20 protein-coding genes are annotated in these 25,390 nt (G+C 40.2%); 9 read left to right on the plus strand and 11 right to left on the minus strand.

All coding sequences use genetic code 11. The features are described 5' to 3' along the window. Nucleotides 1-36: 36 nt before the first annotated feature. Genes hpsJ-A through crtA form a run of 3 tightly spaced genes read right to left on the minus strand, consistent with a single transcriptional unit; the run spans nt 37 to nt 2,398 of the window. Nucleotides 37-819 (minus strand): HpsJ-like protein, cyanoexosortase A-associated, encoded by a 783-nt coding sequence (gene hpsJ-A / locus ACPZ3T_RS17440; protein ID WP_490270731.1) that lies wholly within the window; start codon nt 817-819, stop codon nt 37-39. Nucleotides 820-857: 38 nt separating this feature from the next. Further along, a complete protein-coding gene (locus tag ACPZ3T_RS17445) occupies nt 858-1,517 on the minus strand; it encodes a cyanoexosortase A system-associated protein (protein ID WP_490270732.1) in 660 nt (219 codons plus the stop codon). Further along, entirely contained in the window at nt 1,517-2,398 is an 882-nt protein-coding gene (gene crtA, locus ACPZ3T_RS17450) for a cyanoexosortase A (RefSeq protein WP_490270733.1), read from the minus strand. The genes ACPZ3T_RS17445 and crtA overlap by 1 nt, the downstream gene beginning before the upstream one ends. Nucleotides 2,399-3,970: 1,572 nt before the next feature. On the opposite strand from crtA, the gene ACPZ3T_RS17455 reads away from it, so the two are divergent. Next, nucleotides 3,971-4,651, plus strand: a complete 681-nt coding sequence (locus tag ACPZ3T_RS17455) for a PEP-CTERM sorting domain-containing protein (RefSeq protein ID WP_490270734.1) — start codon at nt 3,971-3,973, stop codon at nt 4,649-4,651. A 612-nt stretch (nt 4,652-5,263) separates the two neighbouring features. Then, on the plus strand, nt 5,264-5,812 hold the full coding sequence (locus tag ACPZ3T_RS17460) for a WcaF family extracellular polysaccharide biosynthesis acetyltransferase (protein WP_490270735.1): 549 nt from the start codon (nt 5,264-5,266) through the stop codon (nt 5,810-5,812). Nucleotides 5,813-6,549: 737 nt separating this feature from the next. Here the strand turns inward: ACPZ3T_RS17460 and ACPZ3T_RS17465 are convergent. Continuing rightward, nucleotides 6,550-7,608 carry a helix-turn-helix domain-containing protein gene (locus ACPZ3T_RS17465; protein WP_490270736.1) on the minus strand — a complete coding sequence of 353 codons (1,059 nt, stop codon included), beginning with the start codon at nt 7,606-7,608 and terminating at the stop codon, nt 6,550-6,552. A gap of 251 nt (nt 7,609-7,859) precedes the next feature. Between ACPZ3T_RS17465 and ACPZ3T_RS17470 the strand changes: the two genes are divergently transcribed. Both ACPZ3T_RS17470 and ACPZ3T_RS17475 read left to right on the plus strand, forming a co-directional pair. Beyond that, the gene (locus ACPZ3T_RS17470) at nt 7,860-8,978 is read left to right on the plus strand and encodes a mechanosensitive ion channel family protein (RefSeq protein ID WP_490270737.1); all 1,119 of its coding nucleotides are present in this window, start codon (nt 7,860-7,862) and stop codon (nt 8,976-8,978) included. A 26-nt stretch (nt 8,979-9,004) separates the two neighbouring features. Then, entirely contained in the window at nt 9,005-9,676 is a 672-nt protein-coding gene (locus tag ACPZ3T_RS17475) for an SDR family oxidoreductase (RefSeq protein ID WP_490270738.1), read from the plus strand. 153 nt (nt 9,677-9,829) lie between these two features. On the opposite strand, the gene ppsA is transcribed toward ACPZ3T_RS17475, so the two are convergent. Next, nucleotides 9,830-12,298 carry a phosphoenolpyruvate synthase gene (gene ppsA, locus ACPZ3T_RS17480; RefSeq protein WP_490270739.1) on the minus strand — a complete coding sequence of 823 codons (2,469 nt, stop codon included), beginning with the start codon at nt 12,296-12,298 and terminating at the stop codon, nt 9,830-9,832. Between the two features lie 326 nt (nt 12,299-12,624). Between ppsA and ACPZ3T_RS17485 the strand changes: the two genes are divergently transcribed. Beyond that, on the plus strand, nt 12,625-13,074 hold the full coding sequence (locus ACPZ3T_RS17485) for a hypothetical protein (protein WP_490270740.1): 450 nt from the start codon (nt 12,625-12,627) through the stop codon (nt 13,072-13,074). On the opposite strand, the gene ACPZ3T_RS17490 is transcribed toward ACPZ3T_RS17485, so the two are convergent. Continuing rightward, nucleotides 13,050-14,666 carry a mechanosensitive ion channel family protein gene (locus ACPZ3T_RS17490; protein WP_490270741.1) on the minus strand — a complete coding sequence of 539 codons (1,617 nt, stop codon included), beginning with the start codon at nt 14,664-14,666 and terminating at the stop codon, nt 13,050-13,052. The two genes, ACPZ3T_RS17485 and ACPZ3T_RS17490, sit on opposite strands and share 25 nt — an antisense overlap. A 393-nt stretch (nt 14,667-15,059) precedes the next feature. Between ACPZ3T_RS17490 and ahcY the strand changes: the two genes are divergently transcribed. The 3 genes from ahcY to glpK all read left to right on the plus strand — a co-directional run bounded on the left by ahcY (nt 15,060) and on the right by glpK (nt 18,763). Further along, complete coding sequence (ahcY, locus tag ACPZ3T_RS17495) at nt 15,060-16,337, plus strand: adenosylhomocysteinase (RefSeq protein ID WP_490270742.1); 1,278 nt, start codon at nt 15,060-15,062, stop codon at nt 16,335-16,337. 254 nt (nt 16,338-16,591) lie between these two features. After that, on the plus strand, nt 16,592-17,191 hold the full coding sequence (locus tag ACPZ3T_RS17500) for a hypothetical protein (protein WP_490270743.1): 600 nt from the start codon (nt 16,592-16,594) through the stop codon (nt 17,189-17,191). A gap of 63 nt (nt 17,192-17,254) precedes the next feature. Further along, the gene (gene glpK, locus ACPZ3T_RS17505; RefSeq protein ID WP_490270744.1) at nt 17,255-18,763 is read left to right on the plus strand and encodes a glycerol kinase GlpK; all 1,509 of its coding nucleotides are present in this window, start codon (nt 17,255-17,257) and stop codon (nt 18,761-18,763) included. A 33-nt stretch (nt 18,764-18,796) separates the two neighbouring features. Here glpK and ACPZ3T_RS17510 read toward each other — a convergent pair whose 3' ends face one another. Genes ACPZ3T_RS17510 through ACPZ3T_RS17520 form a run of 3 tightly spaced genes read right to left on the minus strand, consistent with a single transcriptional unit; the run spans nt 18,797 to nt 20,216 of the window. Further along, entirely contained in the window at nt 18,797-18,949 is a 153-nt protein-coding gene (locus ACPZ3T_RS17510) for a hypothetical protein (protein WP_490270745.1), read from the minus strand. A 2-nt stretch (nt 18,950-18,951) separates the two neighbouring features. Beyond that, nucleotides 18,952-19,959 carry a hypothetical protein gene (locus tag ACPZ3T_RS17515; RefSeq protein WP_490270746.1) on the minus strand — a complete coding sequence of 336 codons (1,008 nt, stop codon included), beginning with the start codon at nt 19,957-19,959 and terminating at the stop codon, nt 18,952-18,954. An 11-nt stretch (nt 19,960-19,970) separates the two neighbouring features. Then, the gene (locus tag ACPZ3T_RS17520; protein WP_490270747.1) at nt 19,971-20,216 is read right to left on the minus strand and encodes a hypothetical protein; all 246 of its coding nucleotides are present in this window, start codon (nt 20,214-20,216) and stop codon (nt 19,971-19,973) included. An 805-nt stretch (nt 20,217-21,021) separates the two neighbouring features. Between ACPZ3T_RS17520 and ACPZ3T_RS17525 the strand changes: the two genes are divergently transcribed. Next, entirely contained in the window at nt 21,022-22,443 is a 1,422-nt protein-coding gene (locus ACPZ3T_RS17525; protein WP_490270384.1) for a hypothetical protein, read from the plus strand. 348 nt (nt 22,444-22,791) lie between these two features. Here the strand turns inward: ACPZ3T_RS17525 and dnaK are convergent, their stop codons facing one another. Both dnaK and ACPZ3T_RS17535 read right to left on the minus strand, forming a co-directional pair. After that, complete coding sequence (dnaK, locus tag ACPZ3T_RS17530; protein WP_490270748.1) at nt 22,792-24,684, minus strand: molecular chaperone DnaK; 1,893 nt, start codon at nt 24,682-24,684, stop codon at nt 22,792-22,794. 212 nt (nt 24,685-24,896) lie between these two features. Beyond that, nucleotides 24,897-25,364: an Hsp20/alpha crystallin family protein gene (locus ACPZ3T_RS17535; RefSeq protein WP_490270749.1), complete on the minus strand. Its 468-nt coding sequence runs from the start codon at nt 25,362-25,364 to the stop codon at nt 24,897-24,899. Between the last annotated feature and the right edge of the window lie 26 nt (nt 25,365-25,390).

Raw genomic sequence — 25,390 nt, forward strand, 5'->3', positions numbered from 1 at the left:
AGCTATCGATAGAGCCTTTTCATGATTAATCAAAAACTATACTGCTCTCTTTCTCGCCCAGCGTGTTTCTTTCCAAACAATAAAAAACAAAACCGCAGATATCAAAGCTCCTAAATTCCATTTCACAGAATTTTTAAATAAATTCAAAGTTACAGAAGACTGATTTGTTTCCTTTTGCGTTTTCAATTGTTGTTTTGCTTGGGTTAGTTCTGAAAGAATTTGGTTTTTTACATCTTCAGGATTTCTGCCATTTAATGAGCCACCCTGCCGTCTGATTAAGTTATCTATCTCTGTTGGTGAAGTTTGGCTCAACTGCTTTTCAACCTGAGCAGCTTGAGATAGTCTTTGCTCATAGCCAGTTCTAATTTGTTCTATGTTTGTATTATACAAACGTACTGTATTAACTACTCCTAAAGGAATGAGTAGTAAGTATAACAACGCCACTAATAGGGTTAAACGAGATAGAAAACCCAAAATGCGTGGTTCCCATTTGGCTCGTTTTGCTAACTTACCGGAAAATACAAACAAAATTGCAATTAATGGAACACCCACTTGGTTTACCAATCTTCCCATTGTTTGAAATTCCCAACTAGGATTCATGAAGTTTGGTGGCACAAACATCTCAATTATATCTAGCAATGCCAACAACAACATACCGTAGCCAAGGAAGCGCGAAAGATGAACTATTTCTAGTAGAGGTTGTATATTCCCTACTAACTTACTTAATTTGCTAAATTCTAACTCAACAAACTCACGGATGTCAGTTTCATGGGAGTTAGATTCACGGGTGTTAGATTCACGAATGTCAGTTTCAGCCATAAGTTAAAGGTAATTACAGAATTTACATTTACTAAAATTCAAGGTTGAGGAAATCGGGGTTGCCACCATTGATACCAAGAAAACCAGGCTTCCTCTAATATTTTGTAAGCATCTTCTGGAGAAGAATCATGCAAAGGAACCGATAAATACACCCATAAACAGCGTTTGTCTAAAAGTGCTTCTTTTCCTATAAAGATGGGTACTATACGGTTAATGTGAATATCTTTAGAAAAGCGATTGTCTCTAAATTGTGCGTGAGTGAAGGTACTATCTCCCCGTGGATTTATACAGGAACTTAGATAAGCTTTCTGTTTATCTATACCTAGACCATAGTAACCAACTCCCTTTTTTTGACGTATTATTTTAGGTGATTTTATACCAAAATTACGCTGGATATACATACCAATATCTGCTTCATAAAAATTTCCTAAGTAACGCATTTCAATATCTAGCGGTAGGTTATTTTTTACATAGGTATAATGTTTTATTGCTACTAAGTCAGGATTTTCTTTATTCAAAGGTTTTATATGGGTAGTCGAATTTTGTTGCCATTTTGCTAAAGGCACCTCTTCAGGAAAAGTAAAGGGGTTGATTTTTGGTTTATCTGGATTCGGAAATAAAATAGATTTTAATAAAACTAACATTCCTAAACCAAATATTGAGGCTAAAAATTTACTCCGGTTTTCTTTCCAGTACATTACTTTAAAGAAGTTGCGTTATTTTTACTTTCTTGTTCATTTCTACTTAGCAGAAACCAGCAGAAACAGCATAAGAATAAACTGGCAATCATAGAAAATATGAGAGAGCCATCGCCTTCATGCCAATACTTAAACGCTTGCTGATCACCCTGCGCTACTAAAATAGCCATTAGTGCAACTCTAAACCCATTGACAATAAATCCTATAATTGTAGCTACTATTGGTAACATAATTTTTTGCTTCAGATTAATATCAAACATAAAAATAAACAATACTACTAGGCTCAATAAATCTATAATCATAGTCCATCCAGAACAACCAGAATATACTTCTACATTTCCTGTTGGCAAACTAATAATAATACCAGAACGACTTACTTTAAAACCTGTATACCAAAGAATAGCTGTAGATAATTTAGCAGTTAAAATTGATATATCTATTTGGAATATATGTAATAAATTACGGATAGTTAGAAAACTTAGGAGCAACAGTTCTTGATAGTATTGCCTTAGACCTCTATAACCAGAAGCTATTAGGGCTAGACCAACACCAGATATTAATGGTGGAAACGGTGATAATATGCCGATATTTATTTGCAATGAACTAATTGTAAATATTACAAAAATAAAAAATAAGCCTATCCAACTAGATAAAAAATCACTATTTAAATTTAATTTGTGTTTTTTATCTTTTAGCGATAAAAATAACACTAACAAAAATAAAGCATTGACGTAAAAGTATACTGGGTCATCTTTCCTCGCAACTATTGTTAAGTTAATACCTATTAATGACCCAGCTATTCCTAGTAACCAAAACTCAACGCTTTTTAGTGATATAGATAACTTATTTTGCATAGTTTCCATACTATAAGTTAATTTCATTAAATAAATTACAGAATAAAAGTCAGGAATTACAAAAGTGTAACAATCGATGGTGGTGCGTGACGCTATAAGCCTCATGGCTACCTCGAAATGCCTTCGCAGTGTCACACACCCTACATAGAAAATATGCTAGTTGCGTAAATTCTAAAAGTAAAGACAGCAATTTTACTTTCATAACTTTTCATATTAAAACATTTTTGTTCACTAAGTCGTGTGGTTATTTATGCTTTTTTGAAGCAAACAATATCTACGTATATAGACATATTTATCGCAACCAATTCAGGCTGGGAAATATATGTATATTACCTGTTGTAGACTAAGCTAGCTGATTACTAAAAAATACTGGGGAACACTAGAATGAAGCGAGTAATGAATGATACTTTGAGAAATTAGTGGTTTGATAAAACCTATCTCAACTAAATACTGGATTTGCTCTAAGTGTTACCATCAGTATCATGACTGGCATTAGGCAACACTCAAAAGAGATAAGTTAAGCAATTTCCTAGATTAAAAGAGTATGTGCCTGTCCTCCTTAACAAGTTAACAATTATACAAAAAAGCATCTAGTCTCTAGTCTAGAGAGTTCTAACATTTAATCCATCTTTCTCTGAGATGCACTGTTTCCACAAGAAGTTGCTAAGGTATAGCAACTACACAGTATCTGTAAATACATTTGCATAAAACGTACAAGTCACACAACACTTAGTGAGTTTTTTCATCAAATCTTCATTTAATATCAGGGTATATGTTGATGTCACTTCTCCTCCAGTATTGAAGTGCAGTTTTATTTAGCACTTATGACAAGGATAGTAGGCTCTTTAAATTTGTTGTTATAGACATTTATTCTATATTATTTACATAAATGTTCTTCATAATGTTTATATTTTGAGAACTGTATTTCACCGTAATGCTTACGGGAGAAACGTCAGAACATCACCTGCTCCAGATTTGGGCATTACTTTGAAGCAAATCGTTCCTGTTCAGGGATTTGATTATAGGGTAGATGGTCACGCCAGTCTCTTCCCCACAGCAGATTATTCTGCATTTGGAACGAATGGGGTAAGGTCGCCTAATTAAGAGTAACTAATTTAGACCTGATGTGAACAAGAAATGTCTCTTATCCCAAAAAGGTTTGTAGATTCGCTCAAAATCATGATTTTGGGCGAATCTACGAAATTACTAGGGCTTTGAGACTTCAGAGAACACCAAAAAATAAAATATCCCAATTAACTTTTAGTAGGGTAGGTCAGTATAAATATTTTCTTGGTGTACCTGGGATATCTCCTTCTGATGCACCCTTGTATATTAAATTAACGTGAGTCTCCAAGTACACAGATTTTACTTTTAAAAACTAATAAAACCAAATATATATTTCTTGCAAAGTTTTGGTGAAGTAGGAGGCTGGTTATTGTAAATTAATTATGACTCTGAAATGATTTAACTCACGGATACTGGTATCTACTTCTACGATTTCAGCAAATATCATGTTACTTAGATTGCAGATATTGACCGAGGAATTGATGATGAGTTGATACCAGTGTCGCAAATCTCATAACAACCAACGGGAATCTTATGAACAAGTTTCAATCTTTATTCCTTGGGGCAACTATGGCGGCAACTACAATGACCGCAGTTGCCTTTGCCCCTTCTGCTGCACAAGCCATTAGTCTTGCTGGTGAGCTTGAACTGTCAGGTAATGTCCAGGTTGGCCTAATACAAAACTCTACTGACGTATTAGTAGATTTTACTAATGTCAACAGTGTCACAGCAGTACCAACCTTCTCTAATCTTACCCCTCCTCTTGGTAATGGTGTTCCTGGACTTCTTCCTATCATTAATGGGGATGGTTCAGGAATCAGTATCCAAGATTTAACTCTTACCCAGGTTTCCGGTACTACTTATCAGACAGCCGCAGTTATACCCTTCCTGAATTTTGGTCAACGGACACTAGGCTCAACTACAGCAGCATTGACTTTTAACCTAAATCCTGCACAATTTATTGTTCAAGCAACCGATGATTCAGGTCTAGTTGTATCAATGATGGGTACAACAGGTACGTGGCAGTTTGGTAACCAAATCATTGGTACAGCTCAAATTACCGCAAACGACATAGGCACAGTAAATGGTTACACAATTACTGCAACAGCTGTTCCTGAACCCCTAACAATGGGTGGTCTAGCTTTAGGTGCTGGTTTTGGTGCTTTCCTCAAAAAACGCTATGGCAAAAAAGACAAGGAACTTGCAAAAGTTTAAACTCACTTGAGCTAACTTAACATCAAATAACAACGATCAATTCTATTTTGTGTTCCGGTGATAGTCTCGCTAAATGCAAAACTGTCACCCAAGTTTTGCACCAGTGATTTGAATTTTCTTAGTGAAAAAGCTAAGAATCAGAAAGGCTAGAGTTCAGGTTTCTTAAGTGTTTCTATAGGAAGTTTTAAAGAGGTGTCACAATTTAAATTTGGTTAATTTAGCAGGTGACAGACTCCAAAGCTTCGTAGTGTAAAGGTTTTAGGCTCTCCCAGAGTAGTTATAATAGGATATTATAAATAAATCTAATAATCTCCATAAAATTAGCAGTGTATCGGGTGTATGTTGGGTTAAGCGCAACGCAACCTAACATGAATCTCCGAAATCCAACACGGATATTGGTGTTGGGTTGACACAAGGAAACCAACCTACTTAATGTTTACTTTGATAAATAAGTTCTTATTACCAATTCTCTGTTAAGTCAGTAGGTTGGGTTAAGCACAGCGCAACCCAACATGAATATTGGTGTTGGGTTTCCTTGCGTCAACCCAACCTACTTAATACTTGCTTTTATAAATAGTTTCTCACTTACAAGGGGATTTTCTGAGAAAAATTATGCGTTTAGATACCTACAGTGTTGGTGACTACAGCCCTGGTGTACCATTTTGGCAACAACTTTCCTGGTATTTTTTCGGATCTCCTCTAGTAGAAAGCCATGTGTTACCTATATCAAGCCTCAAGGTTTTAGTGTTGCGGTGGTTTGGTGCAAGAATTGGCCAGGGTGTGCGAATTAAACCGGGAGTGCGTGTCAAGTTTCCTTGGCGGTTAACTGTAGGTGATTATGTATGGATTGGAGAAGATGCTTGGATAGATAACTTAGCTCATGTCACCATAGAAAGTCATGTTTGTATCTCTCAAGGTGTTTATCTGTGTACAGGCAATCATGATTGGAGTCATCCTCATTTCAAATTGATGATAGCCCCTATCCTGATTCAAGAGAGTAGTTGGATTGCAGCCAAGTCAATCATTGGCCCTGGGGTAACTGTTGGACGTGGAGCTATCTTAGCATTAGGCTCAGTGACTGGCAGATCCTTAGAGCCTATGACAATTTATGTCGGTAATCCAGCCGAATCAATTAAGGAAAGGAAGATTAGACAAGATTAACGTGAGTCTCCAACGGAGGCGCACCTACGGGAAGGGCGAAAGAAACAAGTAAAATCCTCTTTCCTCCTGCCCCCTGCCCCCTGCCTTATTTCTTAGGAGCAGGCGCACTGGCGACACACCACCCGCTATGAATGAAAGAAACACTTTTTTCTTCCCCTATACCCTTATACCCCTACACCCTTACACCCCTGTTTCTTGAAAGTTCGATGACCTCTCCCCAACCCCTCTCTCTTGAAAAGTTCTGATCGGAGGAAACCTCCGCTCAGACTTTTCGCTCCGACGCGGAGAGGGGCTTTAAACTCAACCAAAAATTAAGGTCTTGAAGCCTCTCTCCTTGCAGGGGAGAGGTACTCTACGAGAAGAGCTTCACTCTATGGAGAGGGGTTTTTCTCAACCATCGAACTCACGTTTTTAAGGTCAGTTCGGGTTAAGACAATTTTGTTGCTAGTTATACGAAATCATAGGAGTTTCAGGCAACGATAGAATCATGGTTTGAGCTTATCCCGAACTCAGGTTTTTTAGCCTTGACACGCCACTACCCTATTTTCGCAATGGTCTACGTGCTATGTCTGTTATCCAGTCTGCTTTGTAGCTTCTTTGTCACCCCTTCAGCTAATTAACACCTGCCAACTTCCGCAAGAAGTATTTTGTTTTTTAAATGTAAATATTTATACTCTTGTTTACTGAGATATGATGAAAGTTATTGGAAAGCTACATTTCGTTTACCGCGCCATAGTCTAAGAATTATGCAATGTCCGCAGAGTTTGCAATGGTGACTCACCGAACATTTCCTTGTAATCTCTGGAAAAATGTCCCGCACTCCAAAATCCCCATTGGTGAGCTACCTGCATCACCGTTGTTGTATTGGGATCACTATTTCTTAAAGTGCGACGTACTCCATTAAGCCGTTGAATCTTTAGATAAGCCATTGGACTTAAGCCAAAAATCTCTCGAAAGCCATAAGATAAGGCACTGCTACTAGTTCCTAATTCGTTACATAATTGTTGCAGGGTTAAAGGGCGATCGGGAAAAGATAAAGCAATCTCTTCAGCTTGTTTGATCAGGGAATAACGACGGAAGGTTTTTAATCTGTATGAATTTTTCTGTGTACTTTTTCCCACCGTGTTGATCAGCAATGGCAAAAAATCTTCCATGATCACTGTTCGCATCTGTGGTTGCGTTAATAATGATGGTTGGCTGATAAATATTTGACTGATTGCTTGATAATAAGCTCTTAGAGAGCGCAATGTAGCTTGGTGGAGACGAATCAAATTCTGTTTGAGAAATTTTTGCCCTAAATCGTATCCCATTTGGTTACATAAGGACTGGAAAACTGACAAATTAACACTCGCTATGGCTATGAGACTGTCTTTTGCTGTAACGACATCCGTTTCTCGGACCGGATCGAACCCAAATATATCGCGTTTTTTGATCGGGCAACCATAAGACATGACTTGTGTCTGACCGCTTTGAAGTGCGATCGCAAATACAAGGTCGTCAGAAGCCTTAGGCCCAGTTACTTTCAAGGCTTGATTTTGATTAACGTCGGTAAACTTCAGACCCCTAAAGTCTGCAAAATTAACGCTCCCCCTAAAATTACCTCGGGTTAACTGGTTAGCAGTCACATTCAATGGTTTGATGGCTTCAGCAAAAGCATCAAGATCGTGAAACTGGCGAGTGATGATCACAGGATCGTTATGAGAGCCATACTCTGAAGATGAGGGACATAGATTGAGATTATGGTTGAGCAAAATAAAGTAATCGTTAGATTTAGCGAGTATTAAAGAGAATAACACAACTATACACTTTTTTGTGGTGTTTATTTAAACATATAAAAGTTGGAATTTTAGAATGTTTGTTGGCATCAAATAATCACATAATTGCTGTGTACATATTTTGAACGCTATTATGGCTTTTTGGGGGGAGAAACGGATCAATTTTATCCTGCTCTCGTTTATAACAACCATGTTATGTCCCTATCAAAACTTACCCATTAGCAATAACGAGAATAAAGAATTTCTTGAATATTTCGAGAGTATAAGAAATTATGGAAACACTTTGGACTACTCTGACAAACATTAATGCCTCTGGCTTCCCCATTGGTAAAATTGCAATTGTTGTAATTATTCTAGCGGTGACTCAGTTTTTGAGGGTGTTTTTGACCAAAATTATTCTCAAACGTATTGAACGCTTCACTAGCAAAACTCAAAGTAAATTCGATGATGAGTTAATTGGTATTTTGAAACCCTGCTTAAGCGGTATAATTCTGATTGGTGGATTGTGGCTAAGTAAAGAGATTCTATCAGAAAACTTAGGTGCTAATTTAAGTCAAACACTCGATCAATTTATTAATCTAATTGTTCTTTTAATCATTGCTTATTTTGTTTATCGAGCTTCTTCTATCTTTGGTCAAATCATTGCAGAGATATTGCTCCATACTGATAGTGACCTCGATGAATTATTGAAGCCTTTGATGCCCAAAATTTTCCAAGCAATTGCGATTATTCTCATAACTCTCAAGATAAGCGAGCTATTTTTAGGACAGTCTGCGGCTGCTCTTGTTGGACTATTAGGAGGGGCAGGAATCACATTAGGTTTATTATTCAAAGATATCCTTTATGATTGGTTTTGTACCTTAATTATTTATTCTGACTCGATTTATAAAGAAGGAGATTGGTTGGTCATTTCAGGATTTTCAAACATGGTGCAAGTATTAAATGTTGGTTTTAGAACTACAACCATTCATGATACTGTATGGGGTTCTATTACGAAAATGCCAAATTCAAAAATGATTTCTGGAATCGTTGCCAATTGGTCACAAAATGCCGAAGAAGAAGGAAAATTTGGGATTAATTTGCATCTAAATATTGATGGTATTTCAGCCCAACAAACTCACCGTATTTGTGAGGGAATCGAAAAATTGCCAGCATCTATTGAAGGGTGTTATGAGAAATGTTTAGTCAGGTTTAAAAAAATTGAACAGAATGCTCGTGTTATTGAAATTAGAGCTTATGTCAGTTCTCTTAGTTTTTATTTTGCTGCTGAAAGAAAATTAAACCTAGCCATATTAGAACTTTTAGAAAGAGAGGGAATTGATTCATTGTATATTGAACTAGAAACCGATCCAGAAAGAAACAAAAGAGAGCAAAAAGCAGCGAATAATTAAAAATTTTTCTTTTACTTATAATCAACATGAAAAATCAGACAGTTCTTATTGTTGGCGGAAGTTCAGGAATTGGACTAGCTTTAGCTCAACAAGTTAAACAACAAGGAAGTAATGTGATTATTGCTTCCAAATCTGCTGAAGAACAAGCCCCTGAATTACGAAAAATTAACAAGCTCAAAGAGTGTAAATACTTTTCGTTCGATATCACTAAAGAAAGTGAAATCAAAAAATTATTAGAAAAAGTAGGTTGTATCGATCATATTGCCATAACGGTGAAGTCTCCTTTAATTGTTGCTCCATTCTTAGAGTTAAATACCTCAGATGTCCGTCACGCATTTGAAACCAAGTTTTGGGGTCAATACAATATCGCTAAATTAGCTTATAAACAAATTAATTCGGGGGGGAGTATTGTCTTTTCTTCAGGAAGTTTGGGCATTCGTCCCTATTTTGGTTTTTCTACGCTAAGTATGATTAATGGTGGAGTGGAATCTTTATGTAAAGCTCTTGCCTTAGAAATCGCTCCGATTAGAGTCAATGCTGTTGCTCCAGGGTTTACAACGTTAAAAGAAATGGAAGACAAAATTCCTCTAGGACTAGGAAAATTCTCACAAATAGCAGAAGCCTATTTATTTCTAATGAACAATAGTTATCTAACAGGGACTACCATTCTTAGTGATGGTGGTGCAATGTTAATTTAAAGCTTAAATTCATATTCATAACGCCTTATGACTTTCAAAGCTCCTCCGGGTCTACGTTCCTCAACCCAACTTTAATATATTGAGGGAAGTAGTAGACCCTCCCAAGCCATCATTTTTGAATTTTGAATTTAGAATTGATTTGTCCCCAGTCCCTCACATCTGTTCAACCTTTGCCACCTCTAACATAGTCTTTAACACTGAGTCAGGATTAAGGCTAATAGAATCAATCCCCTGTTCCACTAAAAACTGAGCAAATTCGGGATAATCGCTGGGTGCTTGTCCGCAAATACCGATTTTGCGGTTGTGCTTTTTGGCTGCTTCTATGGCCATTTTGACCATTTGTTTCACAGCCGGGCTGCGTTCGTCAAATAGTCGTGCCACTAAAGCTGAATCTCTATCTAATCCTAGTGTCAATTGAGTTAAATCATTAGAACCAATGGAGAAACCATCAAAGACATCAGCAAACTGTTCCGCCATAATCACATTACTAGGCAACTCACACATGACATAAACTTGTAAGTTGTTCACGCCTTGTTTTAAACCATTTTTCGCCATCTCTGCTAAAACTAGCCGTCCTTCTTCAGGGGTACGACAGAAGGGAATCATCGGGATAACGTTGGTTAAACCCATATCTTCCCGGACTCGCTTAATAGCTTGACACTCTAAAGCAAAACCTTCTTTGTAACCTGGATCATAATATCTGGCCGCACCCCGCCAGCCCAGCATGGGATTTTCTTCTTTCGGTTCAAATTGTCTACCGCCTTCTAAGTTGGCGTACTCGTTAGACTTAAAATCTGACATTCGCACAATTACAGGTTTGGGATAAAAAGCGGCGGCAATTCTACCTATTCCTTGGGCTAATTTATCAACAAAATACTGGGGTTTATGCTCATACATGGCGGTGATGGCAGCAATTTTAGCTTTTGCGTCTGCATCTTCTAATTCGTCATAGTGAATTAACGCCAGAGGATGAATTTGAATTTGGTTGGCAATAATAAACTCAGTTCTAGCTAAACCGACTCCATCATTGGGAATTGCCGATAAACTCAACGCTTCTTGAGGATTACCAACATTCATTAAAATTTGGGTACGGGTGCGAGGTAAGTTTTCTAAAGGTACTTCTTTAACTTCAAAAGGTAATAAACCTGAATATACTTTACCTTCTTCCCCTTCCGCACAAGAAACTGTCACCTCTTGACCGGTGGTTAATACTTGGGTTGCATAACCACAACCAACGATCGCAGGTACACCTAATTCTCGTGCGATAATCGCTGCATGACAAGTACGTCCCCCAGCATTGGTAATAATAGCACTGGCGCGTTTCATAATCGGTTCCCAGTCGGGGTCAGTTCTCTCTGTTACTAAAACATCCCCCGCCTGGAATTGTTCGATTTGTTTGACATCTAAAATTACCCGCACTTTTCCTTGACTAATTGCTTCCCCAATTGCTCTACCTGTAACTAATGGCATGAGCGGCTTTGTAGGAACGCAATTCATCCCGTCTGCACCATTCCCCAATACCAACCGATAACTCCTAAGTACATTACCCCGCTTCTGAGACTGGACAGTTTCGGGACGCGCTTGCACAATAAATAATTGATTTGTCATCCCATCTTTAGCCCATTCAATATCCATCGGCGTATAAATACCGTTGACTTGGGAATAATGGTCTTCAATTAAACAAGCCCAATTTCCTAGTTGTAAAATCTCTTGATCACTCAGGGCAAATTGATTTTTTTCTAAATCAGATACAGTTATATTTTTAGTAGATTGAGAGCCTTTTTCATAGACCATTTTTAATTGTTTACTGCCCAATTTTTTATCGATAATTGGACTAAAACCTGCTTTTAAAGTTGGTTTAAATACATAATATTCATCCGGGTTAACTGTTCCCTGGACAACGTTTTCGCCTAAGCCATAGGCAGCAGTAATTAAAGCCGCATCTTTAAACCCGGTTTCAGTATCAATAGAAAACATCACCCCAGAGGTAGCTAAGTCAGAACGCACCATTTTCTGCACCCCTACAGCCAGGGCGACGCTAAAATGATCAAATCCTTTAGTGTGACGGTAAGAAATAGCACGGTCTGTAAATAGGGAAGCAAAACATTGATGACAAGCTGTTAATACTGCCTCTACACCAACAATATTTAAATAGGTTTCTTGTTGTCCAGCAAAACTTGCATCAGGTAAATCTTCGGCGGTAGCACTAGAGCGAACTGCTACATCTGTGTTGGGATGATAGAGTTCACACAAAGTTGTATAAGCATCAGCGATCGCCTGTTGTAATTCTAAAGGAAATGGCGTGTTCATCAGCAGCGATCGCGCCTGTTTCCCCTTGGCTTGTAAATTTTTCACATTGTCTACATCCAAGTCAGCAAACAGTTCTCGTAACTGTGCTTCCAACCCAGCCGACTGGATAAAATAACGGTAAGCGTAAGCTGTAGTCGCAAATCCTCTAGGGACATTTACGCCTTTGGGTGTCAGTCGTTGAATCATTTCCCCCAAAGAAGCATTCTTCCCACCCACTAAAGCTATATCCGTAATGCCAACTTCATCAAACCAGAGAACAAGTGATTTCTCTTTGGAGAATTGAGCCACAGCGTGATGAGATACTGTAACCATAAATATTACCTCCCAAATTTAAGGGGCTGTGAAGAATCAATTGCTGTGTGGGCAGGGGGCAGGGGGCAGAGAGCAGGGGGCAGGGGGCAGGGAGCAGGGGGGATAAAGAATAAATTGCTTATTTTATTGTCTGTAAGTCTCTAACTCTCTGGTTGATTAGCTGAAATTTGTTTGTCAAATATGTTCTGTAATTTTGGCGGCAGGTGAGTAGACGCGAAAAATCGCGTTTTTATACTAGCTGCTCCCTTAATATTTCCTTTGGGATCACCATAGCAAAAAAAAATCAGTTTTGGTTTTTCTAGGGATTTTATTTATGAAGGGTAGGGGTGTGGGGGTGTAGGGGTGTAGGGGAGGGAAGGGGAGACAAGGGAGACAAGGAGGACAAGGCAGACAAGGGGGCAGGGGAGCAGGGAGCAAGGGAGCAGGGGGAGTGTGGGGGGAAAGGGGAGTGTGGGGAGTGTGGGGAGTGTGGGGAGTGTGGGGAGTGTGGGGAGTGTGGGGAGTGTGGGGAGTGTGGGGAGTGTGGGGAGTGTGGGGAGTGTGGGGGGAAAGGGGAGTGTGGGGAGTGTGGGGAGAACAAGATTTCTTTCCCCATCCTCCCACCCTTCCCCATCCTCTCTTTCTTCTCCACCATCCCACACCTCCCACACCCTGCCCTGACAAGGTTTCAGCTTAACAAGCGTCCTATTCCCCAATGCCCCATGCCCCATGCCCAATTCCCTATGCCCAATTCCCTATGCCCAATTCCCTATCAACCAACTTGCCCATTTTCATGAGAGTTGAGTAATTGGGAGTCATTTACCCAAATGGCTTGTTGTGGTACGGGAATTTGGACTCCGGCTTGATCGAAGGCGATTTTCAGGCGGCGGCGATATTCTCGTGCAACATCCCATTGCTTGAGGGGTTGGGTTTTAATCCATACTCGAATCATTAAACCGCGATCGCCAAAATTATCTATGCCTAATACTTGCGGTGTTTCGATAATTTGACGTTTCCATTGCTGGTCTTGATTCATCTCCAAGGCTACGTTTTTAATTAGCTGAAAGGCTTTCTCAATATCGGTGTTATAGTCTACAGGAATTGTTAAGTCGGCTCTTGACCAACGGCTAGAAAGATTAGCGACAACTTTAATTTCACTATTGGGAATAGTAATTAAGCGTCCTTCAGCATCTCGGAGTTGAGTCATCCGTAGATTCAGATTTTCTACTAAGCCGCCGACATCTCCCACGGCAATTACATCTCCTAGGGCGTATTGGTCTTCGATAATGATTAAAAAGCCGTTAATAGCATCTTTAATCAGGTTTTGGGAAGCTAAAGACACCGCCACACCCACTAAACCCGCACCTGCTAACAAGGGAACAATATCTATCCCAAATAAAATCAGCCCCATCAAGATGCCAACTGCTACCCAAATGATAGTGACAATACTTTTAGTCACCCCAGAAAATGTAGAAACTCGCAGTTGTATACGTTCAGAGGTTTCTGAGTTGAGTAAAGCACCACTACTAATTAATGTAGAAGTGAAACGGTCAATTAAGGCATAACTTAAACGAATAACTACATAAGTTCCCAGTAACACAACACCCAACTTCAGAGGAATTTGAGCGGCGGTGACAATTCCTACTTGTAGGATGCGTGTATAGGGAAATAAACCTAAAATGGTAAAACTGCCACCGCCCCAAATCCCGACTTGAGCGATTTGAAACAGGCGTTTTTTAACTTCTTGCAGATGTTGGTGCTGCTGTTCATTAAGTTGAGTGGTAATATTCTGCGCTTTGCGTGGAGTTTGTAGAGTTGGGCTAGCTCGATGTTTTTGGGAACGTCTCTGCCAAGTATATACCCCCCAACTAGCTACCATGATGGCGAATCCAATACCTACGGCGATTTGACCTTGGTTGATTAAAAATTGGGGTTGGCGTTCTTGTTTAGCCCGTTCTAATCCTGTCTTTAAATCTTCAGCGATTTGATTGGCTAATGTTGAGGGATCTACCTGTTGTAGTCTGGCATCGGCGGTAGTCACGGTCATCAAATATTTACCGTTGACTTCAATGATGGGTAATCCGTTGACGATTCGAGTTGTGACATCAATTTGTTGTGCATCAGACTGGAAGAATTTTTGACTGATGGCAGCTAAATTCTTCTGGATATTCTGAGAACGATCAGAAAAATTACTTCTTGATGCTGCTATCTGGAACAATCGCCGACCATCTAAATATACCCAGTCGGAAACTGTTCTGTTAGTAATATCGTTGCTCGTACTGCTAGCAGCTGGTAGTTGCGGTACAAGAGGAATCTGGGCTGTAGCTTTTGGTACAGATACAACGGCAACAACCATTGAACCTGCGATCGCCAAAAATTTAACGCGCACTCAAACACCTCCTAATGCTGATAAATTCTCTAGATATCCTCTACGATTAAATTCCGTGATTGTACCTATCAAAAGTTGAATTTTTGGTTTTCGTGTAGTTTTATATCATGAATTTGCTTGAGAGTTATTTGTCTAAAGATAGATGACAATTCACTTCATCTAGCGCGAGTGATAACTTAGAGAAATCTTTGTAATACTCTTACCAAAAATAAAGTTAAAAGAAAAAACCCAAAGATGCAATTGACAGGAAGCTTATCAACCGTCAGGCTAGTTCACGGCAGCTTTGACTAGCTGTTTGCTAATTACAGCTAAATTTCTAGAGTCATGGCATACTCTAGAAGAGTGCGTGTAAAATTGCGTAGCTCTTGTTACTTTTTTTGAGGAAACTTTTTAATGACCGCAACATCTCCCCGATTAAAGCACGAGGTTAAAGACCTCGGCCTCGCTCCCTTGGGAAGACAGCGTATTGAATGGGCTGGACGGGAAATGCCAGTTTTACGGCAAATCCGCGATCGCTTTGCCAAAGAAAAACCCTTTGCTGGTTTACGTTTGGTAGCTTGCGCCCACGTTACCACAGAAACTGCTCATTTGGCGATCGCCCTGAAAGCTGGTGGTGCAGACGCGCTGTTAATTGCGAGTAATCCCTTATCAACTCAAGATGACGTAGCAGCTTGCTTAGTCACCGATTACGAAATTCCCGTATTTGCGATTAAAGGCGAAGACGCACAAACCTATGAACGCCACGTCAACATCGCCCTAGATCACCGTCCCAACATTATCATTGATGACGGTAGCGACGTAGTTGCCACCCTCGTTAAAGAACGCCAAAATCAAATTGCTGATTTGATTGGTACTACCGAAGAAACAACCACCGGGATTGTCCGCCTCAAAGCCATGTTTAATGATGGCGTTCTCACTTTCCCCGCAGTCAACGTTAACGACGCTGACACCAAGCATTTCTTTGATAACCGCTACGGTACAGGTCAATCTACCCTAGACGGTATCATCCGCGCTACAAATATCCTTTTAGCTGGTAAAACTGTAGTTGTAGTTGGCTACGGTTGGTGCGGTAAAGGAACAGCACTCCGCGCCCGTGGTTTAGGTGCTAACGTCATCGTCACCGAAATCGACCCCATTAAAGCCATTGAAGCCGTCATGGACGGTTTCCGGGTATTACCAATGGCGGAAGCCGCACCCCAAGGTGATTTGTTCATTACTGTGACTGGTAACAAGCACGTCATTCGCGGTGAACATTTCGACGTGATGAAAGATGGTGCGATCGTTTGTAACTCTGGTCACTTTGATATTGAACTTGACCTGAAATACTTAGCTAGCAAAGCCACCGAAATCAAGCAAGTCCGCCCCTTCACAGAACAATATCAGCTCCCCAGTGGTAAATCAGTAATTGTACTAGGTGAAGGTCGCTTAATTAACCTCGCTGCCGCAGAAGGACATCCTAGCGCAGTTATGGACATGAGTTTTGCGAATCAGGCCTTGGCTTGTGAATACCTAGTCAAGAATCAAGGTAAATTAGCACCTGGCTTACATTCAGTTCCCACGGAAGTAGACCAAGAAATTGCTCGTTTGAAGTTACAAGCTTTAGGTATTTACATTGATAGCTTGACTCCAGAGCAAATTGAGTACATCAATTCTTGGCAGTCTGGAACTTAATCATTAATTATGTTGATCACAGGGTAGTCTGTGCTAGGGGACTAAGCTCCCCTGCCCTATGCCCAAAAAAGGATAGGCCTTCGAGCTTATCCTTTTTTTTGCTCAAGGTGATTAGGGACTTCCAGATCAAAAAATATCCAAGTTGTAGGGTGCGTCAGTGCGATATAACCTAACTATAATCAGATATTCTTCATACTGACGCACCCTACCCAAGCATCAATTTTGGATAATTTATTTTTTGGTGTTCCCTTAGAATGAAAATAAGGGACTTCCAGATCAAATTTTTAGAAACCCGGTTTCTATTGGCATTCCCCAAGATGATTGAATTTTTCCTCCAGGCTTGTTCTCTACCCCTAATTACTGAAGTGAGATTTCAACCAGACTACTTTAGTGAATATCCTCAACAAATTTCCACTAGCAAAGATGGAACTGTCTCCTATAGCCGTCAGCCTGGTTACTACGCCGTACATTACAAACAATCAAGCACTGCTCCATCTACAGCAATTTTAGTATTAAATGAAGGTAAAATTGCCGTTTTTGCGGGTGAACCGAACTTAGAAATGACAGATATTATCAGCCCTGTCTATACACTAGAAGGTGGTTCATTTGCTGTTCCCACAGGCTTAGTATTTATTCGCTTTACCGAAGCCATTAAAGTAGAATCACAGACAGCAGCAATTGATCAAGCAGGTTATGAAGTCGCCCAAACTCTGGTTTATGCTCCTCATGCAGCCTGGTTACGAGCAAAATCAGGTAAAATCAGCGATGCTTTGCAAAGAATTACTCAATTAGAAGCTATACCTGATGTGGAAAACGTTGAACCGCAAATGCTCATGGCAAGGCAACAGCGTTAGTATTAAATTTGAAGAAATTTGATGTAATATCAATTTGTAATTGGTAATACCCCTTATTCAACATTGGGCAGCACAAGATCATCTGGTTATATTTTGGCCTTGGATTTAGGGACGACAGGAAACCGTGCTTTTATTTTTAACGCTGACGGTAAGATTGTCGGACAGGCCTATAAAGAACTCACACAATATTATCCCCAGCCGGGATGGTTAGAACATGACGCTGAAGAAATTTGGCGGGATACTTGCTGGGTAATTAAAACTGCAATTTCTCAATCTCAAATCCCGCCATCAGCAATTGTAGCTATTGGTCTGACTGTACAACGGGAAACTTGCTTACTGTGGGATAAAACTACAGGTAAACCACTACATAAAGCGATTGTTTGGCAAGATCGGCGGACTGCTCCTCTGTGTAATCAATTACAGGAGGAAGGTTACGCTCAGGAAATATACGATCGCACTGGTTTAATCGTTGATGCTTATTTCTCTGCTACTAAAATTAGATGGCTCTTAGATCATCTCACAGACGTTGATTTAAATCATGTCCTGGCAGGTACTATTGATAGTTGGATATTGTGGAATTTGACAGGGGGCAAAGTCCACGCCACCGACCACACCAACGCTAGTCGGACAATGTTAATGAATCTCAAAACCTGTAGTTGGGATCAGAGATTACTAGACATTTTCCAGATTCCGGCGCATATTCTGCCGAAAATTCAACCGAGTTTAGGAGAATTTGGCGTTACTCATCCTGAAATACTAGGTGCAGCTATCCCCATCACTGCTATTTTAGGTGATCAACAAGCAGCTTTATTTGGTCATGGTTGCGATCGCCCCGGTTTGATGAAATGTACTTACGGTACTGGTAGCTTTTTAGTGGCTCATACTGGTAATGATATTGTGCGATCGCCACAGCAATTAATTTCTACAATAGCCTGGACGCAAGCCAATTCAACTGATAATTTCCATGTAGGCTATGCGCTAGAAGGCAGTATGTTTACTAGTGGTGCTTGTATCCAATGGTTACGGGATGGCATCAAGTTAATCACAACTGCGGCCGATACGGAGACAATGGCCGAGCAAGTTGCTGATAACGGCGGAGTCTATTTTGTGCCGGCATTGAGTGGACTAGGTGCGCCCTACTGGGATATGTCCGCCAGGGGAGCATTTTTCGGGATTACTGCTAGTGTCCAACCCCAGCATTTAGTTCGGGCTGTATTGGAAGCGATCGCCTATCAAGTGGTAGAAGTAGTACAAGCCATCAACGCCTCTAGTAGTTCTCCTATGCAGCGTTTAATTGTAGATGGTGGCGCGTGCGAAAATAATTTCCTGATGCAGTTCCAAGCCGATGTATTAGGCATTCCCGTAGAACGGCCTACCATGCGCGATACCACCGTGCAAGGTGCTGCCTTTGCCGCAGGTTTAGCGGTAGGATTTTGGCAGAGTTACACCGCATTAGTCCAGCAGCGAGAAATTGACCGCATATTTGAGCCAAGCCAAGCAAGACATCAAGCGATACTTAACTTTACTCATTGGCAAAAAGCTGTTAAACGCACTTTGGAGTGGGGAGAGTAGGGGCAAATCAATTCAAAATTCAAAATTCAAAATTCAAAATTGAAGAGTTTTACTCCCCCTGCTCCCCTGCTCCCCTGCTCCCCTGCTCCCCTGCTCCCCTGCTCCCCTGCCCTCTGCTACCTTGTCTACCTTGTCTCCCTTGTCTCCTGCCCCCTGCCCCCTGCCCCCTGCCCCCTGCCCCCTCATCCTCATCCCGAACTAGCGGCTAACTCCAAATCTAAGGTATAAAAGCCGACTTTTTTGGGGATTCTATCAAATCTGCCTATGCGATAACCTCGTGATAATTCATTTAATACCTTGCTTTTGACTTCTCTGTGATCATCCGCATCGATGTCTCCATAAAGTCCTGTGATGACTTCTGCCACACTAAAAACTTTCCCTGGGTTGTGTCGAAAGAAAGCAGTCAGCGCATCAATTAAAAATTGACCTTCATAGGGTTTTAACATTGGTACAATTCTAGTCTTCGGTGCTGGTGGAGATGGTTTTTTCCTAGTTCTCCCATTGCGAGAATAGGTATGAGTGCGATTGGAAGTTACTAAACTTAAATCTAAGGTGTAACAACCAGGTTCGTCAGGTATGCCAAACCAAGCTTTTTTTTCTCTCCCTTGGGTGAGGGAAGACTGGACTCTACCTTTAACTACCTTAAATATGTGTGGGTCTAATTCACCATAGAGCGATCGCACAATAAAATCTATATGACAAACTGCGCCCAGATGTTCTTGCAAGAGTTTGGAAATAGCATCCATCCGACTCATAGAGTGATACTCAGGTAGCATGGGAAAGTCAATGCCCTTAATGCTTTCGGCTGTGATCTTAGGTGGAGTCTGTTGGTTATCTGCAACCGTACTCAGAGGTTCTTTGATTTCTAAAGTTTGTGAACTGGGGCTGCCACCTTGGCTAGATTCTACCGATTGAATAGTACTAGGGGAAACCCTATCAGATAGAGATAACAAAGACTCTTTCTGGGATGGGGTAGATGCTTCTTGTCTGGCTTCCAGAGTTGCCACTTGACCATTTGTATCTGTATCCGCAGACCAAGTGGATAACAAAGCTTGTACATGATCAAGTTGGGATTTTGCCTGTGTATACAAAGTTTCGTACTCTTCTACAAGGCGAGCATAATAGTCTCGTAGTTCCAACAATGGAGAAACGAAGTCTTGAGGAGGGGGTTCTAATTGCAATTGATAATTCATCATTTAGTTTTACGTCAACCCAAATCGGTGTCACTTTTATAAGACATTGGCCGAGGTTTAGCTTTTTGAGATGGCTGCTGAGATTTTTTCGGTGGTTGTGGTGGGCGACATCTCTCACAATATAAAGGACGGGGGCCAAAAGTTTCGCGTTTTGTAGCTTCGTTGCATTCTTTACAAACAAAATTAAACACGCGAGTATGAATCAGCCTTTTGTGGGCTTTAACAGTATATTCTCTAACATCAATTAGCTTACTGGTCATAATCAAAAAAGGGGAATTGCAATTCTCTCAATATAGCTATTCAAGCAAACAATCTTAGATCCGTGTGTGTTTAGTTGTCTACTGGATTTCCATCAGCTGGCGTTGGCATAGTAGAAACTAGGAACAATCAATTGCTTGTCTTATTAGCATATATTTCATTATCGACATCTAGGTACTATTTATTTCCATATTTTTGAGGAATTAAACACCAAAAATTTATATATCAGCCAGTTGAAAAATTTCTTTACAAAGATTTATACACAAACAAACTTTAGTGTTTACATTGTACTTTTCTGGATAGACTTTTATGTCCACCGCAGGATGGCATCAAAAATGGCTGACACTCACAACATGATTAACAATTCAAAATTCAAACTACTCTACGAGAAGGCTTGCGCCTACAAAATTAAAGACATTAAAGTGCTGAGTAAAGTATTTCTACTCAGCACCAAACAAACACCATGCTGTTAACAACAGCATGAATCACTCACTATTTAAGTAGCCATCATGAACTCCGTACACCAGAACACATGAAAAAGTCTTTCCCTTACACCCCTATACCCTTACACCCCTACACTAGGCTGTTGACTTTGTCGGTTTTAAGGCAGAATTAGTTCATACAATAATTGTGTCGGAAAAATCCAGCAAAGTCAAAGTCTATGCAAGAGTTTAAAAGCCCAGTGAGTAGATTAGCGAGATTGTTCAAGAAAGGTAGAGAAAACTGGAAAGAGAAGGCGGTCGTAAAACAGAAGCAAATCAGAGCTTTAGAAATAAAAGTGAGAGACTTAACGGATTCGAGAGAGAAGTGGAAAAAGCGTGCGATGGCGGCAGAAGCAAGGTTAAAAAAACTGAAGTTGGAGGAGGAGAGCGAAAAAAAGCAGAAATCGAAAACCAATCAGCCGACATAGAATCGGAGATGGGTGAAACAGACTTAAAGATTAAGGGTCACTATTATGATGTAAAAACAATTCAGCAAGCGATACATTTGTTAATCAACAGTGGGATTAGTTTTAGAGGTGTAGAGAAAGTTTTTGAATTATTTAATGATTGTGAATCACAGGCAACTCCTAGCTTTAGCTGTATTAGAAAATGGTTAGGAAGAATAGCAATATATGAGTTAAAAAGAGAAAAAGAGTATCGCAGGGATTGGATTTACATTGTGGATTTTACTTTAGCATTGGGAAAACATAAAGCTTTAGTTGTGCTAGGGGTGTCACAGGAATACTTATTATCAAATGTAATTGAGGAAAAGAGGGGATTATCACATAAAGACGTAGAAATACTAGCAATAGAAATAATGGAGTCTACCAAAGGAGAAATCATAGAAAAGCAATTAGATAAAATTAGCCAAAGGGTGGGAGTACCAAGACAAATCGTTGCAGATAATAGTAGTGACCTAGCGCGTGGAATCAAGCTATATCAAGAAAATAATCCAGAGGTAATTTATACGCATGATGTGACTCACGCAATGGCATTACTATTAAAATATCAATTAGAATCAGATAAGAGATATCAATCATTTATCCAAAAGTGTAGCATATGTAGGCAGCAATTACAGCAAACAGAATTATCTTTTTTAGCTCCGCCATCACAGCGTTCTCAATGTCGTTATTTTAATATTGAAAGGCTAACTAATTGGGGAATTAAGTTATTAAACTCATCAGTGGAAACTCTAATTAGCCTGATTCCAGATATTGCCCCCACAGTGATTTATCAAAAAGTCAGAGATAAGTTGGGGTGGTTAAATGATTATCAATCAGATTTAATTAAATGGAATCAAATGGTATTGCTAACACGCCGTATCGAAACTGAGCTTAAACAATCAGGAATCAATCATGATTCTCTTGTGCATTTCGCAAATAATCAAGATAATTATGATGATAATTGTCTCCAGAAGCTTCAGCAAGATATTTTGGGTTATCTAGCTGTTCAATGTAACAAAATCAAGCATGAAGGTACTTTTTTGGCTACTTCTGATGTCATTGAATCACTCTTTGGAAAATACAAGCAATTTTCTGCTCGCTGTCCATTTAAAGAAATCAGTCAAATGCTACTAACCATATGTCTATCGACTATGGATTTAACAACTACTGTTGTTAAAAATGCACTTTTAAATATTAGCTTTGCTGATGTTGAAGCATGGTTTCTTCAGGTTTTTGGTCAGTCTTCGCTCTCGAAACGAAAAATATTATTTTCTCCTGATTACGAAGACACAGAAACTGCATGAACTTTTACCCCTAAAAAAAGTACAGAGTCAACAGCCTACCCCTACACCCCTACACTAGGCTGTTGACTTTGTTGAAATTTGGGCGGTTTTTAGTAATTTTGTACGCGATGTTTAATTTGTGCCTCAAAGCCTTCTCAAAACACAGTTTCAGCCATCGTAACTACGCACATTTTTTGCATGGACAAAATCCCAAAAAAGGTACAGAGTCAACAGCCTACCCCTACACCCTTTTTTCAAGTCAGAACGACTTGAAAAAACCAAACTATCTAAAGTAATGTAAAAAAAATGAATTTAGTTCGTAGTAAGGACTTTAGTCCTTACTACAAACCTTTAATTATTGACACCGTTCTACTTACTTTCTACAAAGTCAGCATCAATCACATCTTCCCCGTCGCCTCTTTGTTCACCTGGGGGTGTGCCGTCTGAAGTTGTTCCTGCGGCTTGAGCATAAACAGCACTACCTACTTGCATTAAAGCTTGTTGCAAGTCGTTAGTTAAAGATTTCATGCCTTCAAAATTCTCTTGGTTAATCGCCTCTCGTAAATCATTGATTAACCCTTCTACTCGAATGCGATCGCTAGCATTCACTTTATCACCTAAATCTCGCAGTTGTTTTTCTGCTTGATAAACTAAAGAATCTGCTAAATTCTTGGTGTCTATTTGTTCCCGGCGTTGGTGGTCTTCGGCGGCGTGGGCTTCTGCATCCTTAACCATGCGTTCTACATCGCTTTTATCTAAGGTAGAAGCACCAGTAATCGAAATTGACTGCTGTTTGTTGGTTGCCCGGTCTTTTGCCGTCACTGAAAGAATCCCATTGGCATCAATATCAAAAGTTACCTCAATTTGTGGTACACCTCTAGGTGCTGGAGGAATGCCATCTAAACGGAAGTTACCTAAACTCTTGTTATTTTGAGCTAATTCTCGTTCCCCTTGCAAAACGTGAATTTCTACGTTTGTTTGTCCATCAACAGCAGTAGAAAAGACTTCAGATTTTTTCACTGGGATAGTAGTGTTACGCTCAATAATCTTCGTCATCACACCGCCGAGAGTTTCTACACCCAAGGACAACGGAGTTACATCCAACAACAAGATATCTTTAACTTCACCAGATAGCACACCCGCTTGAATAGCTGCACCAACTGCTACCACTTCATCCGGGTTCACCCCTTGACATGGGTCTTTGCCAGTTATCTGGCGAACTAATGCTTGCACAGCCGGAATGCGAGTCGAACCACCAACTAATACAACTTCATCGAGTTGAGTATGGGAGAGTTTCGCGTCTTGCAAGGCTTGTTGTACCGGTTTGCGGCAACGGTCAAACAAATCTGCACACATCTCCTCAAATCTCGCCCGTGTCAGGGTCATATCTAGATGTTTTGGCCCTGCTTGGGTAGCGGTGATAAAGGGGAGATTGATATTAGTTTGAGTCGCACTAGAAAGTTCAATTTTGGCTTTTTCGGCAGCTTCTGTTAATCTTTGCAGTGCTTGCTTGTCTTTACGTAAGTCTACACCTTCATTAGCCTGAAATTCATGAGCTAGCCAATCGACAATCTTTTTATCAAAGTCGTCACCACCTAAATGGGTATCCCCACTGGTGGATTTTACCTCAAATACACCATCGCCTACTTCTAAGATAGAAACATCAAAAGTTCCACCACCAAGGTCAAATACTAAAATAGTTTCGTTTTGCTTCTTATCTAAACCATAGGCGAGGGCGGCGGCTGTGGGTTCGTTAATGATGCGGAGAACTTCAATACCAGCGATTTTCCCAGCATCTTTAGTAGCTTGGCGTTGGGAGTCGTTGAAGTAAGCGGGAACTGTAATGACAGCTTGGGTAACTTTTTCTCCTAAATATTTGCTAGCGTCGTCTACGAGTTTCCGCAACACTTGGGCAGAAATTTCTTCCGGCGCAAATTGTTTACTAACGGCGGGACAGTCTAATTTCACATTGCCGTTGCTGTCACGCATGACTCGATAAGAAACCTCTGTGGCTTCGTGGGTAACTTCATCAAATTTACGCCCAATGAAGCGTTTGACAGAATAAAAGGTGTTTTCTGGGTTCATTACAGCTTGCCGTCGGGCAATTTGCCCTACCAAACGTTCACCAGTTTTGGTATATGCCACCACAGAGGGAGTTATTCTTTGTCCTTCTGCGTTAGCAATAACGGCTGGTTGTCCCCCTTCCATAACAGCAACACACGAGTTGGTTGTCCCTAAATCAATACCGACTACTTTTGCCATAGGAATTACCTCTTTTTGGGGGTGTGCTGGTCAATTCAAAATTCAAAATATCCTACTAGCGTGTCAAGGCTAAAATAGTGCAATAAATGTAGGTTGGGTTGACGTTAGGAAACCCAACACTTTCAAGATTCTGTTGGGTTTCGTTCCTCAACCCAACCTACGCCTAATCCATCATTTAAGGCTTGCCACGCCACTACTGCTAGTTTTTCACATTAGCCGAGATTAACTTTCACAACTTTTTGTTTTTCGGATTCTGCTTTTGGTAAATTTAAGCGCAGAATGCCATTTTTATATTCAGCTTGAACTTTATCGTTTTGAATTTGACAAGGTAAGGGTATTTCTCTTTGGAATCTGCCGTAGCGAAATTCAGAACGAGTCATACCACCTTCTTCAGTTTTGGTTTCAGATTTGCGTTCACCGCTAATTAAAATTGAGTCGGGTGTAGCTTCTACGTTAATATCTTTGGATTCTAGACCAGGTACTTCTAATTTTAGATGAATGGCATCGTCTGTTTCTTCAAGTTCAGCAGCAGGCATGAATGTAAATCCCGTTCTTTCGCCGCCATCAGTGGGCATTAACCTTTCAAACAGGCGATTCATTTGCCGTTGTAAGGTATCAATTTCACGAAATGGTTCTAGGCGTTCGATATCCCGGAAAGGTTCCCAACGAATAAGAGCCATAATATCACCTCTAAAAATCCACTATT

This window comes from Aliinostoc maniaoense (assembly GCF_058172895.1).